Annotated in this window: 15 protein-coding genes; 6 read left to right on the forward strand and 9 right to left on the reverse strand. The window is 60.5% G+C overall.

From position 1 onward, the window contains the following. The first annotated feature begins 185 nt into the window (after window positions 1–185). The 6 genes from ROLI_RS08525 (at window position 186) to ROLI_RS08550 (ending at window position 7,120) form a co-directional block, all read left to right on the forward strand. Window positions 186–1,208 carry a substrate-binding domain-containing protein gene (locus ROLI_RS08525; RefSeq protein WP_187428822.1) on the forward strand — a complete coding sequence of 341 codons (1,023 nt, stop codon included), beginning with the start codon at window positions 186–188 and terminating at the stop codon, window positions 1,206–1,208. A 127-nt stretch (window positions 1,209–1,335) separates the two neighbouring features. Then, on the forward strand, window positions 1,336–2,658 hold the full coding sequence (locus ROLI_RS08530) for a sugar ABC transporter permease (protein WP_187428821.1): 1,323 nt from the start codon (window positions 1,336–1,338) through the stop codon (window positions 2,656–2,658). 11 nt (window positions 2,659–2,669) lie between these two features. Then, entirely contained in the window at window positions 2,670–3,434 is a 765-nt protein-coding gene (locus tag ROLI_RS08535) for an ATP-binding cassette domain-containing protein (protein WP_187428820.1), read from the forward strand. Between the two features lie 3 nt (window positions 3,435–3,437). After that, window positions 3,438–4,877: a xylulokinase gene (gene xylB, locus ROLI_RS08540; protein WP_187428819.1), complete on the forward strand. Its 1,440-nt coding sequence runs from the start codon at window positions 3,438–3,440 to the stop codon at window positions 4,875–4,877. Further along, entirely contained in the window at window positions 4,874–6,178 is a 1,305-nt protein-coding gene (gene xylA, locus ROLI_RS08545) for a xylose isomerase (RefSeq protein WP_187428818.1), read from the forward strand. Before xylB ends, xylA begins: the two co-directional genes overlap by 4 nt. A gap of 12 nt (window positions 6,179–6,190) precedes the next feature. Next, entirely contained in the window at window positions 6,191–7,120 is a 930-nt protein-coding gene (locus tag ROLI_RS08550; protein ID WP_187428817.1) for a glucokinase, read from the forward strand. Between the two features lie 15 nt (window positions 7,121–7,135). Here ROLI_RS08550 and ROLI_RS08555 read toward each other — a convergent pair whose 3' ends face one another. The 9 genes from ROLI_RS08555 to ROLI_RS08595 all read right to left on the reverse strand — a co-directional run bounded on the left by ROLI_RS08555 (window position 7,136) and on the right by ROLI_RS08595 (window position 16,531). Beyond that, complete coding sequence (locus ROLI_RS08555) at window positions 7,136–9,034, reverse strand: beta-galactosidase (RefSeq protein WP_187428816.1); 1,899 nt, start codon at window positions 9,032–9,034, stop codon at window positions 7,136–7,138. After that, window positions 9,031–9,891: an SMP-30/gluconolactonase/LRE family protein gene (locus tag ROLI_RS08560; RefSeq protein ID WP_187428815.1), complete on the reverse strand. Its 861-nt coding sequence runs from the start codon at window positions 9,889–9,891 to the stop codon at window positions 9,031–9,033. Before ROLI_RS08560 ends, ROLI_RS08555 begins: the two co-directional genes overlap by 4 nt. Then, window positions 9,888–10,493 (reverse strand): 2-dehydro-3-deoxy-6-phosphogalactonate aldolase, encoded by a 606-nt coding sequence (locus ROLI_RS08565; protein WP_187428814.1) that lies wholly within the window; start codon window positions 10,491–10,493, stop codon window positions 9,888–9,890. Before ROLI_RS08565 ends, ROLI_RS08560 begins: the two co-directional genes overlap by 4 nt. Then, a complete protein-coding gene (locus ROLI_RS08570) occupies window positions 10,490–11,395 on the reverse strand; it encodes a 2-dehydro-3-deoxygalactonokinase (RefSeq protein ID WP_187428813.1) in 906 nt (301 codons plus the stop codon). The genes ROLI_RS08565 and ROLI_RS08570 overlap by 4 nt, the downstream gene beginning before the upstream one ends. A 4-nt stretch (window positions 11,396–11,399) precedes the next feature. Continuing rightward, window positions 11,400–12,170, reverse strand: a complete 771-nt coding sequence (locus tag ROLI_RS08575; protein ID WP_187428812.1) for an SDR family NAD(P)-dependent oxidoreductase — start codon at window positions 12,168–12,170, stop codon at window positions 11,400–11,402. A gap of 94 nt (window positions 12,171–12,264) precedes the next feature. After that, a complete protein-coding gene (locus tag ROLI_RS08580) occupies window positions 12,265–14,349 on the reverse strand; it encodes an alpha-galactosidase (RefSeq protein WP_187428811.1) in 2,085 nt (694 codons plus the stop codon). Beyond that, window positions 14,346–15,194 carry a carbohydrate ABC transporter permease gene (locus ROLI_RS08585; RefSeq protein WP_187428810.1) on the reverse strand — a complete coding sequence of 283 codons (849 nt, stop codon included), beginning with the start codon at window positions 15,192–15,194 and terminating at the stop codon, window positions 14,346–14,348. Before ROLI_RS08585 ends, ROLI_RS08580 begins: the two co-directional genes overlap by 4 nt. 1 nt (window position 15,195) lies before the next feature. Further along, complete coding sequence (locus ROLI_RS08590; RefSeq protein ID WP_187428809.1) at window positions 15,196–15,561, reverse strand: MmcQ/YjbR family DNA-binding protein; 366 nt, start codon at window positions 15,559–15,561, stop codon at window positions 15,196–15,198. Between the two features lie 55 nt (window positions 15,562–15,616). Continuing rightward, window positions 15,617–16,531, reverse strand: coding sequence for a carbohydrate ABC transporter permease (locus tag ROLI_RS08595; RefSeq protein WP_187428808.1), 915 nt, complete (start codon window positions 16,529–16,531; stop codon window positions 15,617–15,619). Window positions 16,532–16,622: the final 91 nt, after the last annotated feature.

Consider the following 16,622-nt stretch of genomic DNA (forward strand, 5'->3'; position numbering starts at 1 on the left):
AATAAAACCGGCAATTTTGTCCGTTTTACCAAGGTATAAAGGCATTTTTTGAGATATGCCCAATATTTTTGCTCAAACAGCATAAATTTATTTTGACAGCTGAATTAAAACAGTCAATCCTTTTCACCATGCCAAAATGAAAATGGGCATCCACAGTGAATTGAACTGTCCTTTGGGAGGATATCATGAAGAAGATCATAGTCATGGGCGTCGCCATTTCGGCCGCCCTGAGCACCGCCGCCTATGCCGAAGAGCTCAAGATCGGCGTCAGCTGGTCCAACTTTCAGGAAGAGCGCTGGAAAACGGATGAGGCCGCAATCAAGGCGGCGCTGAACGATGCCGGGGCGACATATATGTCCGCTGATGCACAAAACTCGGCCGCCAAACAGTTGACCGATGTCGAGGCGCTGATCGCACAGGGTGCGGATGCTTTGATTATCCTGTCCGTGGATAAGGATGCCGTTGGCCCCGCCGTGGACAAAGCCGATGCCGAAGGTATTCCGGTTGTGGGCTATGACCGTCTGATCGAAGACCCGCGCGCGTTTTATCTGACCTTTGATAACAAAGGTGTGGGCCGCATCATCGCCGAAACCGTGGTTGCGGCGCAGCCAAATGGTAACTTTGCCATCATCAAGGGCGACAAGGGCGATCCAAACGCCGGTTTCCTGCTTGAGGGGATGATGGAAGTCATTGGCGAAAAGGTCGAAGCTGGCGAGATCAAAATTGTGGGTGAGGTCTTTTCCGACGGCTGGAAGCCTGACAACGCTCAGAAAAACATGGAACAGATCCTGACCGCGAACGACAATAACGTCGATGCGGTGCTGTCCCAGAACGATGGTATGGCAGGCGGCGCGATTGCCGCATTGGCGGCACAAGGTCTGAACATTCCGGTCGGTGGCCAGGACGGCGATCATGCGGCGCTCAACCGTGTGGCACGTGGCGAGCAGACCGTTTCGGTGTGGAAAAACTCCCGCGCACTTGGGGCCGCGGCGGCCAATATCGCGCTGGATCTGGCAAGTGGTACGGCCTTGGCGGATGTCAAGAACGCGGTCAAATGGTCCGGTGGCGAGAATGGCGTTGAAATGAACGCGATCTTCCTGTCCCCGACGCCGATCACAGCGGGCAACCTGAGCCAGGCAATTGACGCCGGGCACATCTCTCAGGAAAAAGCCTGTGCGGGTGCGATGGCTGGCGTTGCGGGCTGCTGATCTGCCTTGATCCTGCCGGGCGTGGTTGAGCACGCCCGGCTTTTACCAAAATTCTACATTGTCGATGTGATTTTCCTGCGTGTTCGCACGCAATCGGGAAAACCATATCTTGAACGGGGCGCGACACATGAGCGATCAAACCACCCAACCGACGGGTTCAAAGCCCGAAGCAGAAGGCGCCGTGGCGCGGTTTTTCCGCGAAACCGAACTGGACACACGCCTGTTGGGCATGTTGGGCGCGCTGGCGCTGATCTGGATCGGTTTCCATTTTTATGGCCAGATGTTTCGCGGCGGCGGCTTTTTCCTGACGCCGCGCAACCTGTGGAACCTGTCGGTGCAAACCGCCTCCATCGGGATCATGGCGACGGGGATGGTGCTGGTCATCATCACGCGCCACATTGACCTCTCGGTCGGATCGATCCTGGGGTTCTGCGCGATCATCATGGGGGTGGTGCAGGTCAATATACTGCCGCAATACCTTGGCCTCGGACATCCGCTGATCTGGATCATTGCGATCCTGGTGGGCATCATCTGCGGCACCTTTATCGGGGCCTTTCACGGCGCGCTGATCGCTTATGGCAAGATCCCCGCGTTTATCGTAACGCTGGGCGGCTTGCTGGTCTGGCGCGGCGCGGCTTTCCTTGTGGCGCGCGGCGAGACCATTTCGCCGGTTGATCCGACGTTCGCCTTGCTGGGGGGCGGGCCTTACGGGGCGATCGGTGCCACGGGCAGCTGGATCGTGGGGCTTCTGGGCTGCGCGGCGGTGCTCGGCCTGATCATAATGGGCCGCCGCAAACGCAACAGCTTCAACATCGCACAGCGCCCGGTCTGGGCGGAGAGCTTCATCGCCATTGTCGGCTGTGGTGCTGTGATCGCCGCCGTCCTGCTGGTCAACGCCTACCCCTGGCCGCGCGGCATCGTGCGCCGTTACGCCGAAGCCAACAGCATCGAAATCCCCGATGGCGGCTTGTTCATCTCGCATGGTTTCGCCATTCCGGTTCTGATCCTTGTGGCCGTCGCGATCTTCATGACCATCCTGATGTCGCGCTCGCGGTTCGGGCGTTACGTCTATGCCATCGGGGGCAACCCGGAGGCGGCGGAGCTTGCAGGCATCAATACCCGCTGGATGACTGTGAAAATCTTCGCGCTGATGGGTGCTTTGACCGGGCTTTCCGCCGTGGTGGCTTCGGCCCGCCTCGGCTCGGCCACCAACGCGCTTGGCACGCTGGACGAACTTTATGTGATCGCCGCCGCCGTGATCGGGGGTACATCACTCGCGGGCGGTGTGGGGACGATATACGGGGCGATCCTCGGCGCGCTGGTGATGCAATCCTTGCAAACTGGTATGGTGCTGATCGGCTTTGACGCGGCCATGCAGCAGATCGTCGTCGGCTCGGTGCTTGTCCTTGCCGTCTATCTCGACATTCTTTACCGCCGCAAATCGAAGTGAGGGGAAAAACCATGACAACCCAACGCACCGAAACCCCGCTTGTCCAACTCAAGGATATTTCGATCTCCTTTGGCGGCATCCGCGCGGTCGATCACGTCAGCCTCGATCTCTATCCCGGCGAAGTCGTCGGCCTTCTCGGCCATAACGGTGCCGGTAAATCGACGCTGATCAAGATCCTCGCGGGGGCCTATCAAAAAGACAGCGGCGAGATATGGATCAACGGTGAAAGGGCGGAAATCACCAGCCCGCGTGATGCGCGCGATTACAACATCGAAACCATCTACCAGACGCTGGCGCTGGCGGATAATCTCGATGCAGCCTCCAACCTGTTTCTGGGGCGTGAATTGGTCACCGGCATGGGCTTTGTCGATGACGCCAAGATGGAGAGCGAGACTGCCAAGATCATGGCGCGCCTCAATCCCAACTTCAAGAAACTCAAAGAGCCAGTCAGCGCGCTGTCGGGCGGGCAACGTCAATCGGTGGCCATCGCGCGCGCGGTCTATTTCAACGCTAAAATCCTGATCATGGATGAACCCACGGCGGCGTTGGGCGTGCATGAAACGCAGATGGTGGCCGAGCTCATTCACGAGTTGAAAAAACAGGGTCTGGGTATTTTCCTGATCAGCCATGACACCCGCGAAATGCTGGACTTATGCGACCGCGTGTCGGTGATGAAAAACGGCCAGATGATCGGTACCGAGCGCGTCGAGGATGTGACCGAGGATGACATTCTGAGCATGATCATTATGGGCAAAAAGCCGGATCAGGCGGCGTAAATCATGTATCTGGGACTCGATCTGGGGACTTCCGGGCTCAAGGGCGTGGTGATCGACGCGGATCAACGCATACTTGCCGAGGCCACCGCACCTTTAAGTGTCACGCGGCCCCAGAGCGGCTGGTCTGAGCAGAATCCGGCGGATTGGCTGGCAGCTGCTGAAACGGTCATGACGGCCCTTGCTGCGCAGCGCGACCTGAAAGATGTGCGCGGTATGGCCCTGAGCGGCCACATGCATGGGGCGACGTTGCTGGGCGGTGCCGATAATGTGCTGCGGCCCTGCATGCTCTGGAATGATACGCGCAGCTACCGCCAGGCCGCGCGCCTTGACGGCGACCCGCAATGGCGCGCGCTGAGCGGCAACATCGTGTTCCCAGGCTTCACCGCACCCAAGGTCGCATGGGTGCGCGATAATGAACCCGAGGTTTGGGAAAAGACATTTAAAATCCTGCTGCCCAAGGACTACCTGCGTCTCTGGCTCACGGGCGAGGCCGTATCGGAAATGTCCGATGCTGCCGGAACCAGTTGGCTCGACACGGGCAAGCGCGATTGGTCGGATGCACTTTTGACAGCCTCTGGATTGAGCCGCGATCACATGCCGAGGCTGGTAGAAGGCTCCGAAGTTTCGGGCCACCTGCGCGACACATTGGCGATGCGTTGGGGCCTGCCCAAAGGCGTGGTGGTCGCGGGCGGGGCGGGGGATAATGCCGCCGCCGCCGTGGGTATGGGCGTCGTAAAACCGGGTCAGGCGTTTATTTCGCTGGGCACGTCGGGTGTGCTTTTTGCGGCCTCTGCGTCCTATCAACCCGATGCGCCCAGTGCGGTGCATAGTTTCTGTCACGCGCTGCCCGAGACATGGCACCAGATGGGGGTCATCCTGGCCTGTACGGACGCGCTCAATTGGTACGCCCAATTGGTCGGTTCGGATGCAAATGCGCTGACGCAAGGGCTTGGCGCGCTGGAACCGCCGTCTGAAACCCTATTCCTGCCCTATCTGGGGGGCGAGCGGACGCCGCATAATGATGCGGCGGCACGGGGGGCGTTCCTTGGGCTGTCCCATGCCACCGATCAGACCGCCGCCACCCGCGCCGTACTGGAGGGCGTCAGCTTTGCGTTTAAGGACTGCCATGATGCGCTGGCCAGCACGGGCACGCAGATCAACAGCCTTGTTGCCGTCGGCGGGGGCAGCAAATCCGACTATTGGCTGAGCCTTCTGGCCACGGTGCTGGATATGCCCATTGATGTACCGCGCGACGGTGATTTTGGTGGCGCCTTCGGCGCGGCGCGTCTGGCGCAGATGGCCGCGACGGGGGCCGGGGCCGAACTGGCAACCGCGCCCGCAACCGCCCGCACGATCGCCCCGCAACCGGCGTTGCAGGAGGCCTTCAGCGCGCGCCATCACCAATATCGCTCAGCCTATCAAGCCCTTAAGGAGGCCCTATGACCGACTTCTTCGCAGGCATTTCGCCCGTTACCTATGCCCCGGACGCGCCCGTGGATCAATTGGTCTATCGCCACTATAACGCCGATGAAATGGTCATGGGCAAGCGGATGGAAGACCATTTGCGCTTTGCCGTGGCCTGGTGGCACAGCTTTGCCTGGCCCGGTGGCGATCCCTTTGGCGGGCAGACGTTTGAGCGCCCGTGGTTCGGCGATACGATGGATCTGGCGCGGCTCAAGGCGGATGTGGCCTTTGAGATGTTCGCCCTGCTGGGCCAGCCCTATTTCTGCTGGCACGACGCGGATATCCGCCCCGAAGACGACAGTTTCGCCGCCAGCAAACGCAATTTCGAAGAGATCATCGACTATATTGGCACCAAGATGGAAGCGCAGGGGACCAAGCTGCTCTGGGGCACGGCGAACCTGTTTTCGCACCGTCGTTTCATGTCGGGAGCCGCGACGAATCCCGATCCGGAGGTCTTTGCCTGGTCGGCGGCTACGGTCAAGAACTGCATGGATGCGACCCATAAGCTCAAGGGTGAAAACTACGTGCTCTGGGGCGGGCGCGAGGGGTATGAAACCCTGCTGAACACGGATTTGAAACGCGAACGCGCGCAGGCCGGGCGGTTCCTGCAAATGGCGGTGGAATACAAACACAAGATCGGCTTCAAGGGCGCGATCCTTATTGAGCCGAAACCGCAGGAGCCGACCAAGCATCAATATGATTACGACGTCTGCACCGTCTACGGGTTCCTCAAGGAATTCGGTCTGGAAAATGAGGTCCAGATGAACATTGAACAGGGCCATGCAATCCTTGCCGGTCATAGCTTTGAGCATGAATTGGCCATGGCCTCGGCGCTGGGGATTTTCGGCTCCATCGACATGAACCGCAATGATTACCAATCTGGCTGGGACACGGATCAATTTCCCAACAATGTGCCTGAGGTGGCGCTGGCCTATTACGAGGTGCTGAAGGCTGGTGGGTTCAGCACGGGGGGGACGAATTTCGATGCGAAGCTGCGCCGCCAGAGCCTGGACCCGCTGGATTTGATCGCAGCACATGTAGGGGCGATGGACATCTGCGCGCGTGGGCTAAAGGCCGCGGCGGCAATGATCGCGGACGGTGGGCTGGAAGCTGCGCGCGACGCGCGGTACATAGGCTGGGATGATCCGCGCGCGCGCGATTGGTTGGCCGATGGCACGTTAGAGCAGATCGAAACGGCTGTCTGTGAGGGTGGGATCGACCCGGAACCGCGGTCCGGACAACAGGAAATCCTAGAAAATTACATCAATCGCTTCGTCTAAGGACAGAATATCATGGCATTAATTCTGGCAGATGTAGGCGGTACGAATGTACGGTTTGCCTGTGCGCGTGGCGGGGTCATTGACGCCGCGCTGACCCGGCGGTTTCAAAATGATGATTGCGCAAGCTTTGATGCGGCGCTCGCGGCCTATCTGGGGCAGGTGAAAGTACGCCAGATTGAGGCGCTTACCGTGGCGGTGGCCGGGCCGGGAAACGGCGTGAGCGCGCGGCTGACCAATCGTGATTGGCAGTTTGACACGCGCGACCTGGCCCGTTCTCTGGATATCGACCGGGTAAATTTAATGAATGATCTTGGGGCTTTGGGGTATGCTCTTGATCTTTTGGATGAAGATGGGGTGCGCGTTTTATTGCCCGCTGAACCGAGCCTCGCCGCGCAGATGCAGCGCCTTGTGGTCGGGATTGGCACCGGGTTTAATGTCAGCCCGGTTTTATCGCACAGTGGCGGTGTCACTTGCCTGTTGGCCGAAGCGGGTTTGGGCAGCCTCCCAAGCCGTATGCGCACACCCCTGGAGGCCTATTTGGACAAACCGGCCCCTTGGGTGCGCTGTGTTGAGGATGTGATCTCCGGCCCGGGCCTGTCGCGCTTGCATCATGAAGCGACAGGTGTTCGGTTGGACGCGCGCGTCGTGCTGGAGCGTGCGGCGCTCGGGGATGCGGCGGCGATGGCCAGCCGCGAAGTCTTTGCTCATATGTTGGGCGAATGGGTGCAGGATTTGCGCCTGCTTTACATGCCGACGGGCGGTATTTTTCTGGCCGGTTCCGTGGTGCGCGCGCTGCTCGACAGCCCCGCGCGCGATATTTTTGTGCAAACCGTAAGCGCGCAACCCACGGTGAAATCCACGCTACCCCCGGTGGCAATTTCGGTGATCACACAGGATGAGGCCGCACTTTTGGGCTGTTTGGCTTTTAGCCTGTCGGCCTGATGCGTCCGGGCGGATCTAGACCGGCCACCAATGCACCCCGGCTGGCGGGATCGTAACCCCATCAAATGCCACCGCTTCAGCGTTGTAATTAAACGCAAAGACATGTGTTTGTGTCGCGCGCAGGCGTACGCCTTCGGGCATCTCTCGGGTGTTAACCCCGGCCTGTTTTGCCAGATCCGCAACCAGCCGCGCCCACAGCGTCGCATCAGGCCAGCCCGCCAGATAATGTAGATTGCCTGTGTGCTTGACGACGGCCTGCCCGTTGTCGGTTTCATAAGAGGTCTGCGCGGTCCCTTCGAGCGTTTCGACCCAATGATGCAGCGCCCCGCCGCCCTTGACAGTGCGCGCGATTTGGGGCGGTAGGGTTTCAACCTGCGTGACGGTGACATCAAGCCCCGCAAGGTTCGGCCCCATCGGCAGCGGGATCGAGATTTCGGGCGTCACGGCGTTCGCGCGCGGACCAATGAGGGTCACAGCCCCCGTCAAGGCGGCCTCCAAACCGTCGGGTAATGTCGCAAGGCCCGGTGCCAGCACAAGGCGATATCCCGAAAGGTCGCGGACCGTGGAGGGCAGGATGTCGATAGACAGCCCTTGCGCGCGCAACGCCCTGTAAGCATCTAGCATTAAAGCGAAATAGCTAAAACCCTGGCCTTGGGGCAGGGTGGTCCAGGCCCATTCAGAGGGGTAGTCAAAGATCAAGGCGACCTCGGCTTGTTGTAGCGCGATGTCGGGCATTTGTGCGATTTCGCGTGCGACCTGCGTGACCTCGGCCAGGCCGGGTGCTGGGGCGTCATCCGGGCGGCGCAGGCCTGCGTGCATCTGTTCCTGCGCAAAAGGGGCCTGGCGCCAGCGGAAATAGCTCACAACCTCAGCCCCATGCGCAAAGGCCTCCCAGGACCACAGGCGCACCATGCCAGGCAGAGGCGCGGGGTTAAAAGGTGCCCAATTCACCGGGCCGGGCTGTTGTTCCATCACCCACCAGCGCCCCTCCTTACCGACCGCGCGGTAAAGGTCATGGTGAAACCCCTGCATGTCGGGATCGCCCTGTTGCAGATAGCGGATCTTATGCGCGGCGCTGGCCTCCAGGCGGTCAGACAGGAACCCGATCGGATAGCTGTCCCAGCTGGCAATATCGAGCGCGGCGCCCACTTCGAAATGATCAAAATCCAGCACGCGCCCCATGTAATTATGGATCAAAGGCCTGTCGGTGCGCACCCGCAGTGCGGCGACCTGCACCTCGTGATAACGCACGACCTGATCAGAACTGAAACGCCGGAAGGCAAGTTCGTGACTGGGATTGGGTTGGGTTACGGTCAGGTTAGGCAGGTCGATTTCGTCGAAATCACCGTATTCCATCGACCAAAATACATTCCCCCAAGCCGCGTTCAGCGCCTCAACCGTGACATAGCGCGCCGCAAGCCAGTCTCGAAACGCATCCCGCGCGGCATCCGAATAGGACAGAACCGTGTCGTGACACCCGTATTCATTGTCGATTTGCCAGCCATGAATGCGCGTATCGCGCCCGTATCGGTCGCCCAGAATTTCTGCAATCCGCCCGCTGGCGGCGCGGTACCCTGCGTGGCTGAAACAATAATGCCGCCGCGCGCCGAATTTGCGGGGCTGGCCCTGCGCGTCCAGGGCCAGCATGTCGGGAAACTGTTCCAGCATCCGGCGCGGTGGCGTGCAGGTCGGCGTGCCGAGGATGATTTTAAGGCCCGCGTTGCTGAGGACCTCAATCGCGCGGTCCAGCCAGTCGAAAGTGAAAACCCCCGCACTCGGCTCCAGCCGGCTCCAGGCAAACTCACCAATGCGCACCCATGAAATGCCAGCCTCCGCCATGTGGGCGGCGTCCTGTGTCCACATTTCTTCGGGCCAGTGTTCGGGGTAATAACACACGCCAAGCGCGCGTTTCACAGCAGCACCTGCGGTTCGGCAATCCCGGCCCCGGCACCGGGAATGGCAAAGGTCTGCCCATGCCAGTGTTCCAGGCGCAATCGTTCTGGATCAATGCCTTGCATGGCAGTGGTTACGAATAAGGTGGTCATATCTTCGCCTCCGAATGCGGGGCAGGTGGTCTGTGTCGGTGGGATTGGCAGGCTGTGCTGGAAAACACCTTCGTGCGAATAAACCGCGACGCGCGCAGCCCCCCATTGCGCAATCCAGAGCGCGCCGTTTTGATCCACGACAGCCCCATCCGGGTTCAGCTTATCCGTCCTGAAATCGATTAAAACGCTTGGCGTACCAGCAGGCCACCCTTCGCGGTCCAGCGGTGCCGTCATGAGCCGCGCGTCGGCGGTGTCCGTGAAATAGGCCAGAGTGCGGTCGGGCGCAAAGCAGATGGCGTTGGGGATGGTGATTGCGTCAAACAGCCTGCGTATTTCGCCGCGGTAAAAGCGATAAATCGCCCCGGCACCCGGCTGCGCATTGAGGCCCATCGTTCCAATCCAGAACCCGCCCCAGGGGTCCGCGCGCCCGTCGTTGGAGCGTGTTTCGGGGTTTGAGCCTTCCAGTGGCTCGATCAGGGTTTTGTCGCCCTCATTCAGGTTGAAACGCCATAAGCCGGTGGCGGAGGCGACAAGCAAATTATCCTCATCAATCCACCCGGCGGCGGAGACGGGTTCGTCAAAATGCCATTCCAGCGGGATACCGGCATTCTGGCTCAACAATCTGTGGCCAGTAATATCAAACCAGAACAATTGCTTGCGTATGGGGTGCCACAGCGGGCCTTCGCCAAGCTGACAGCGGCGGGTGTCAAAGGGGGCGGGTGTCACGCGGTGGCCTGTTGATAGGCCTCGACGATGCTTTTGGCATGGCTTGCGACGTCCCGGACGCTCATGCCCGGCTTGTAGAGGGCGGAGCCAAGCCCGAACCCATCCGCGCTTGCCTTGATCCAATCGGCAAAATTTTCAGGCCCCGCCCCGCCGACCGCAAAGACCAGCGTGTCTTTGGGCAGGATCGGGCGCATGGCGGCAAGCCCCGCCGTGCCCGCCATAGCACCGGGGAAGAGTTTCAACCCATCCGCTCCGGCCTTCAGGGCGGCGAAGGCTTCGGTGGGCGTGAAAATGCCGGGCCAGCTTTGCATGCCAAGCGATTTGGTTGCACAGATCACATCGACATTGCAATTGGGCGATACGATGAGCTGGCCGCCTGCCTCTGCAACCGCGTTGACTTCGGCCACGCTCAAAACCGTTCCGGCCCCGATCAGCGCGCGATCCCCAAAGCTGCGTGCCAGAATGGCGATGCTTTCCAGCGGGTGGGGCGAGTTCAGCGGGACTTCGATCTGGGTGATGCCAGCGTCCAGCAGGGCTTGAGCGATGGCGGGAGCCTCGGGCGGTGTGATCCCGCGCAGAATGGCGATCAGGGGGAGTGTCATAACGTGGCCTTCGTTGTTTTATATGCCGTCGTCAGCCCGGCAAGGGTTGCGCGTTCGCTATCGACGCGCATGGCCTCAACGCCCTGTGCGCGCAGGGCGGATTGATAGGCCCGCGCCTGTGTGCCGGTGCCCAGGATCGCGGTGTTCTGACCCAGCCAATAGGGTCGTGCAGCGGCCAGCTCGCCGCCAATCAAAAGGCCCGATAGTGCAGCGCGGCTGACGGATGCGGCGGTCCCATGCAACAGATCAGCTGCGCGCAGAGAAAACAGCCGTGCGGCCAGCCGTTCGGGGTGGGACATGGCATCGCTGACCGCGGCTTCAAAAGCGCCTGCGTCCCAGCCTTCACCGATAACACTATGACGCAGCACGGAATTCTGGCTGATCAGGGCAAAGAGCTCGCCGGACATGAAGGTCTGGAAACTGACCACTTCACCCGCGCTGAGGTGAACCCATTTGGTATGCGTTCCGGGCAGACACAGCACCCCGTCCCAGCCGGGGTTGAGATGCAGGAAACCGGCGACCTGGGTCTCTTCGCCGCGCATGACATCCGCGGGGTTGTTTTGGGACAGGCCGCAGATCACCCGAACCTCCAGGCCTTGCGTGGTGGGGGCTGTCGTCAGCGTGTCCGTCAATGGCGCGCAAGGCACCGCGCGATAGGGGGCCTCGACCCACCCCTGACGCGATCCGACCATGCCACAGGCGATCACAGGCACGTTGCCACCTGCCAGCCAATCGCCGATCAATGCGCGCAGGGCGGGTTCGAAATCTGCGGGTTTCAAACGGCCCATCCCATCGTCCGATTTCGCGCGCGAAACAACGGTTGCGCCCTGCATGGCATAGGCGCGCAGATGGGTTGTGCCCCAATCCACGGCGATCCAGTCTGGAGCGCATTTTTTGTTCATTTACTCATCCCGTGCTCACCACGCCGCCGTCCACAACCATGCATTGCCCGGTCATCATCCGGCTTGTTTTTGAGGCGAGAAACAGGGTGGCGTCAACCACATCCTGGGGGTCGAGGTGAGTTTTGAGGCATTGGCGCTCAAGATGTGCGGCGAGCCCTTCGGGGGTTGCCCATTTATCGAGCTGTTTCGGTGTCAGCACCCAGCCGGGTGCCAGCGCGTTCACGCGGATGCCATCGGGGCCAAGTTCGCGCGCCAGCGAGCGCGTCATGGCGGTGATGCCGCCGTTCGCCGACGTATAGGCCGGGTAGCCCGCGTTGCCCATCATGTAGCTGATCGAGGAGAAGTTGATGATCGAGCCGGATCCCCGTTTGATCATGCCGGGGGCGACGGCCTGGGCGGCAAAGAAATAGGCCTTGAGGTTGATAGAGAGCAGAAAATCCCACTCCTCAGGCGTCAGTTCCAGCCAGTTATGACGGCGGTCATTGGCCGCGTTGGAGACCAGCGTGTCGATGGGGCCGTGCGCTTCCTCAGCCGCCGCAACGCTCTCGCGCAACCTTTCCGTGTCGGTGATGTCCCCTTGGAGAAACAGCGGTGCACGCCCGTGTTTTTCGCTCATTTCAGCGACGAAATCGCTGGCATCCGAACGCCCGATAAAGGCGACATTTGCGCCCTGGGCCAGGAAGCCATCGGTGAGGTCCGCGCCGATCCCAGAGCCGCCCCCGGTGATGTAAATCGAGGCGTTTTTGAGGTCGTGGAAAGTAGCGTTCTGGCTCATTTGGCACCTTTGGGATGTGGCGTTTGCGATGTGTGCCGCCCGTGCACACCTTGTATACGGGCGGCACAGCGCGTGGATAATTTCGTTGACCGGCTCACAGCCGCCTGCCTTCCAGCACCCAGATGCTCTCGGGGAAACTCCAGGGCAGCGTCAGACCGTTTTGCATCAGCGCAGCACCTGTCAAGGTCACCGGACCCTCCTTGATCGCCAGCGTGCCGCGCGACAATGGCGTGGCAGAGGCGCGGTTGCGCAGGGAAATCTCATAACGTGCGGCGGGCTCCAGCCGGGTCAGGCGCAAAGGGCGCGGCGCGATCTGGCCGGAGGTCGCGGCCTTACCGGCAAAGACCACGAACTGGCTGCCGTCGCGGGCCTGCTGCTGCTCGGCGATAACGGCCCGGTCAGAGGCATCCAGCCGCAGGACGTCCGCGCCATACATCCAGTCGCGATTGGCCTTCCACCAGGCGGTGACATCCGCAAGAACCGCCGCCTCGTGATCGCTCAATTCGCGCGGGTCCATCTCAAAGCCCATGTGCCGCCCAGCCGCGATCCAAGCACGGAATTCAATGTCGAGCGTGCGCCCCGACGTATGACAGCGCCGCGGACCCACGTGACTGCCGGTCACGGCACCGGGCAGGAAAAGTGCTGCGTTATGCTGCATCTTGAGCCGTTCCAGCGCGTCATTGCTGTCGGACAGCCACACCCTTTGCGTGCGCGCGAGGATGCCAAAGTCGATGCGCCCGCCGCCCGACGCACAGCTTTCGATCTCCACATGCGGGAAATCGGCGCGCAGCCGGTCGATCAGCGCATAAGACCCGCGCGTCTGCGCCGCATCGGGCATCGGCAGCACGCGGTTGTGGTCCCATTTGATATAATCGATGGGGTGGCTCGCCAGCAGCGCGGCAATCCGGTCATAGAGGAAATCGCGCACTTGCGGCAGGGCCATGTTCAGCGCCTTTTGCTGGCGGCCCAAGATTTGATCCTCCGCCCCCAACGCCCAGTCGGGATGGGCGCGGTGGATATTGGAATTTGGGTTGATCATTTCGGGTTCAAACCAGATACCGAAACTCATGCCTTGCCCGTGAACATAGTCGATGAGCGGAGCAAGTCCGTCGGGGTATTTGCGCGGATCAACCTCCCAGTCGCTCAAGGAGGAGGTGTCGTCATCGCGCTGCCCGAACCATCCGTCATCCAGCACAAAACGCTCCGCGCCCAAGCGCGCGGCACGCGCGGCGATGTCCTTGAGGACCGGCAGGTCATGTTTGAAATAGACCGCTTCCCAGCAGTTATAATGCACCGGGCGCGGGCGGCCTTTGTCGGTCCAGGTCACAATCCGGTCGCGCAGGTGACGTTGAAAGGACACAGCACATCCGTTCAGCCCGTCGCTGGAATAGACCGCATAAAGCGGCGCTGTGCGGAATTGCGTGGCGGGCGCGGTTTCCATGCGCGCGGCGTGGCCGAACTGGATCTGGCGACGCCCATCGGGCAGTTCCTCGGCGATCATCCGGTGCCCGCCCGACCAGCCGTAATGCAGCGCATAGGCCTCGCCGCTGGTATTGGTCGCGCCAAAACAAGGCACCAACAGGCCGGGGAAATGTTCATGCCCCGTGCGCCCGGTGCGGTTTTCACGATACCGGATGCCCGCAGACCAGGGCGTGCGGTTGAGTTGGAATTCACCACACCAGCGCCCGGCGAGATCAATCATTTCATCACTATGTTGCGGCGCGGGCAACACAGGCGCGGCCAACCAGTGCAGATGCAGCGGGCGGTCCGCAGAGAGCGCAGCACGCATGGCGATCACATGGGTGTCAGGGTCCAGCGCAAATTCGGCCACATAGGTCAGATTGTTGGTCGAATCGATGCAGGTGACGGTGAGGCCCCGGTCAGTTTGATCAACAGTGTGCAGTTTGAATTTGGGCAAAAGCGGCGTGCCACCCGTATCGCGGATGACCATGCCGGGTTGGCCGGGAAAGCTGCGCGCAGCCTCAGGGCACAGCGACAGATCCGGGTTTTGATCCAGCATCCCGCCGGTCACATCCAACGTACAGACGCTGGCAAGGGCGGCAAGATCCTCATCCGCGGGCAAAGGCGCGCCCCAATATATGACCTGCGGACAGCGCCCGCCCATGGAGGCGAGCGCCAGAGTTTGACGCGCGTCATCCAACCGCCAGCATTTTGTCACTTTACGGCTCCAAGGGTCAGACCCGCGATGAAATGACGTTGCATCAGGAAGAACATCAAGACGGGCGGCAGCGCCGCGACAATAGAGCCCGCGCTCATGAGGTGATAAGCGGCGCGGAATTGCGCGTTAAACGACGTGATACCAGCGGTCACAGGTTGGCTTTCGGGCCCTTGCGTCAACACCACCGCCCAGAAATAATCGTTCCAGATGAAGGTGAAGATCAACACCGACAAGGCCGCAATTGCCGGTTTCATCAGCGGGATCACGACGTACCAAAAGATTTTCCACTCTGCGATGCCCTCCACACGGGCCGCCTCGATCAGCTCATAGGGCAGTGCGCGGATAAAATTACGCATAAACAGCGTGCAGAATCCGGTCTGAAAGGCGATGTGAAACAGCACCAGGCCGGTCTTGGTATTATAAAGCCCCATGTCGAGCGTGAGGTCGCGCACCGGCACCATCAGGATCTGGAAGGGTACGAAGTTCCCGGCCACAAACATGAAGAAAATCCAGATGTTGGATTTGAATTTATAGATACCGAGAGCAAAGCCCGCCAGGCAGGACAGCGTCACGGCCCCGATGACGGTGGGCACGGTGATCAGCACGGAATTCAGCATGTAGCGCGGCATGTCGGAGTCAAAGAAGACCTTGCCGTAGTTGTTGAACAACTCGAAGGATGACGGCATGCCCCAGTAGTTACCTTGGGTGAAATCCACCGCCGGTTTGATTGAGAAGGTCGCCACCGCGATCAGCGGCAGCAGCCACATGATCAAGGCAACCGGGAGCAGGGATTGATAGGTCAGCTGCCAGGAGCGGGATGTTTTTTCGATGGGTGTCGGGAACATATCAGGTCTCCTCGCAGGCGGGCAGGGCGGCTTGTGCCTTTTTGGTCAGGCCCGCCCGGATGGTGGTGTAGGACACGGCGATCCGGTGGGCGGCCTCCGTTACATTCAGGGAGGCCAGATCCAGCCGGACCCAGGCGCCGCGAAAATAGGCGGGCTTTCCGGCGGCCCCGGTTTCGATCAGCATCCGCGCCATTTCCGTGTCTGCACAGCGCACCACCGTGTGATCGTCATTGGTGGCACGGGTATCGGTGTGACCGAAGCAGGTGAACATCTTGCCGCCGATTTTCCATGCATCGAGTTCGCCAGGACCGGACAAGATCGCGCCGGGCTGAACCGCACACAGCATATCAAACTCAGAACGTGTCATGAGCATACTCTTTCTTTTGGCCAAAAATACTCAAATGCACGACATCCCATCCCACTCACCGGCCTTTTTCCTCACGCCACATCGACCACAGGAAATAGGCGATGAAGACGAGCATGATCAGGAACAGGATCACGGCGATGGCCGCCCCATATCCCATGCGGAAGCCGTATTCCGAGAGCGCCTTTTCGAACATATAAAACGACAGCACACGGGTTTGCCCGAAGGGGCCGCCATTGGTCATGATCGAGATGAGGTCAAAGGAGCGTAGCGCGCCGATGATCGTCACCACAAAGGCGATAAAGGTCGCGGGTTTGAGTTGCGGGATGATGATGTACCACAGCATTTTCCAGCCCTTGGCATTGTCCAGACGCCCGGCCTCAATCTGTTCGGGGTCCACGGCGTTGAGGCCGGTGAGGTAGAGGATCATGCAATAGGCGGTTTGCGGCCAAAGCCCGGCGGCGATGATGCCATAGGTGGCAAGGTCCGGATCCCCCAGCACGTTGATGGGGCCGAGACCCACAAGTCCGAGCACGCCGTTCAACAGGCCCTCATTGGGCAGGTAGAACCAGGAGAAGACGAGACCCACGACGACCTGGCTGATCACGAAAGGAAAGAAGAAGAGCGATTTATAGAGGCGGATGCCGGTCACGGTCTGGTTGAGGAAGAGCGCGATGAACAAGCCACCTGGGATCGCCAGCAGATAAAACAGCAGCCATTTGAGGTTGTTCCACAGCGAGACCTCGAAGGCACCGTCATCCATCAGTTCGACATAATTGCCCATGCCGATGAAGGTGGCATCCCCCAAGCCGTCCCAGTCGTAAAAGGAGATCATGATCGACTGATAGATCGGCCAGATCACATAGAAGGCAAAGAACAGCATCGCAGGGGCCAGAAACAGCCACGGTGTCACGGCAATTTCATTGCGCTTGTACCAGCTGCGCGTGGCGGGCGCGGGATTCGGGGCTGTCATGGGCGCATCTCCTCGATTTTTCGCGTTTGGGGTGTCGGCGCATGGGACAGCGTGGAGGTCACGCTCTGCGATGGGCCGGAGGGTCGGCCGG

Origin of the sequence: Roseobacter fucihabitans (assembly GCF_014337925.2) — a bacterium.
GTDB classification, from domain to species: Bacteria; Pseudomonadota; Alphaproteobacteria; order Rhodobacterales; family Rhodobacteraceae; genus Roseobacter; species Roseobacter fucihabitans.